At 56.9% G+C, this 1876-nt stretch carries 3 protein-coding genes and 1 pseudogene; 3 read left to right on the top strand and 1 reads right to left on the bottom strand.

Annotated elements, in window-relative coordinates; genetic code table 11:
- The 3 genes and pseudogenes from AC1DW2_RS43725 to AC1DW2_RS43715 all read left to right on the top strand — a co-directional run.
- Nucleotides 1–230 (top strand): annotated as a pseudogene (locus tag AC1DW2_RS43725) (IS630 family transposase); the annotation flags it as partial.
- 136 nt (nucleotides 231–366) lie between these two features.
- The gene (locus AC1DW2_RS43720) at nucleotides 367–738 is read left to right on the top strand and encodes a hypothetical protein (RefSeq protein ID WP_063981807.1); all 372 of its coding nucleotides are present in this window, start codon (nucleotides 367–369) and stop codon (nucleotides 736–738) included.
- Between the two features lie 147 nt (nucleotides 739–885).
- Complete coding sequence (locus tag AC1DW2_RS43715) at nucleotides 886–1278, top strand: hypothetical protein (protein ID WP_063981806.1); 393 nt, start codon at nucleotides 886–888, stop codon at nucleotides 1276–1278.
- Between the two features lie 278 nt (nucleotides 1279–1556).
- Here the strand turns inward: AC1DW2_RS43715 and AC1DW2_RS43710 are convergent, their stop codons facing one another.
- Entirely contained in the window at nucleotides 1557–1820 is a 264-nt protein-coding gene (locus AC1DW2_RS43710) for a hypothetical protein (RefSeq protein WP_085398219.1), read from the bottom strand.
- Between the last annotated feature and the right edge of the window lie 56 nt (nucleotides 1821–1876).

Genomic DNA, 1876 nt, shown 5'->3' with positions numbered 1-1876 from the left:
CGTCATGGATCAATCAGGTCGAGCGCTGGTTCGCTGAACTCACCAGAAAACAGATCCAGCGAGGTGTTCACACCTCCGTCAGGCAGCTCGAGGCCGACATCCGTACCTTCATCGACCTGCACAACAGAAAACCGAAGCCATTCAAATGGACCAAGTCCGCAGACCAGATTTTGGCTTCCGTCAAACGCTTCTGCTATAAAGCTCAGCGGACTTTATGTGGCGAACTTTAGATTCACGTGACTAGGCTGTGTACTCATTAAGCAGCTGGCCGCCTTATGTCCGCTCAACCCCTAACAGCGGCGGGAAAGCGGACGTCTGCCGAGGTCGCTGAAGGGCCGATATTGTTGCAAAAGTCGATTTTCGCCGATGACCAAAATTCTGCGGGCCGTGGGCGCGACTTTCGCGTACAAGATGCGAGGGACCTCACGGCCTCACGCAAAATTCACAGGCGACTTCGGTAACGCGATTGAGGTCATACGAATCAGCGATCGCTCGCTGCTTAGTGTTTTCGCGAAGAAGCTTGAGCCCTGCAACTTTCGACTTTTGCAACACAATCGGCCAAGAGGCGACATCGCTCACTTGGTTGTCGTTTCGAAATCTTTGCCGACTTCCGATAACATTGGCGCTGTTACCTTCTTTCAGGTGCCGCCCGAAGCGATCCGCCAGCCTCACTTCAGCCTCGACGTAACACCGAGCAAACACACCAAAGAGCGCGACGCAGCAACATCTCTCGACTGACTTTGTGCACGGTTGCGTGCATAAACTCCGTGATTCACGTTGAAATTTGGTCACGAGTTAGGTCAAGCCCCTTGATCTTTGTCAATGTCGGCATCAACCGACGGGCCTCCTTAAGCAAAGGGGGCGAGACAGGATAGGAGCAAAACGATGAAGCGGATGATTTTCAGAAATTTTGCAATTGTAACTTCGGTTATCGCCTTTGCGACACTGTTCACCGTTGACTGGTCTGAGCAGCGCGGGATTTCGCTGTCAGTTGAGAGTGCCCAAGCGAGGCGGCTCTATGTCAGCCCGTATCCCTATAGTCACTACATACCCGATCAGTCCGGTCTGCCTTGGTACGCAGTGCGGGCCTACTACGCTGGCGGCCCCTGGTGTGGTGCCGGCGGCACGACCGGGTACGGCACGGCTGTGGGGGTCTTTGGGCGTGCTTCCTACACCTGCTACGACGGTTGGGATAGCTACGCGAAGCTCAATGGCATTGGTTGCACGCCCGGCACCTTGATCAAGGGCGGTGACGGAATCATGTACGTCTGCCAGTAAGCACGCGGACCACAAGGAGAGGCGGCGCAATCGTCGCCTCTTTCAATTCGAAAACGATATCCGACAGCCAGGGTCACGGGCGGACGTTGAGATCGGGGGCCCAACTCGGTCGGCTCGTCACGCGAAACCGGACCACTGCGCCACGCTCGGCCGGGGCCGCCTATGGGCCAATAACCGACATGCAAAGGGAGGCACGCTGCATGGCCGAGAAGTAGTGTTGAATGCTACCGCGGGTCACGAGGTTGGTTACCAAGGCTGGTGGCCCGCAGGCAAATCCTCTATCGACGCACTCCGACGCGATTAACGCCACCATTGGCATTGCCGCCGACGTTATGACGGACTGCAGCGCGCGCAACGGGCCGTGGCCGGAGGGCAACGCCAGCCCGGGCAACGCAACCCACCGGATAGTCGACGTACTGGCAATACACGATCGCGCGGGCCGGTGATGGAGCAAGTGTGGCCCCTGCAAGTCCCAGAAGTGCGCTGGCAGCGATTCCTGTAACCGTCACTGACTTGATCGAAAGTCGCATCTTAGCCTTCATGATGGTCCTCCAAGGGTAGCAAAAGCCGCATTCCTACGGCTTACGATAGCGTAGCG

This window comes from Bradyrhizobium sp. P3_C3, assembly GCF_056402655.1.
Note: the sequence above shows the minus strand (reverse complement) of the source record. Positions and strands in the feature narration are given on the sequence as shown.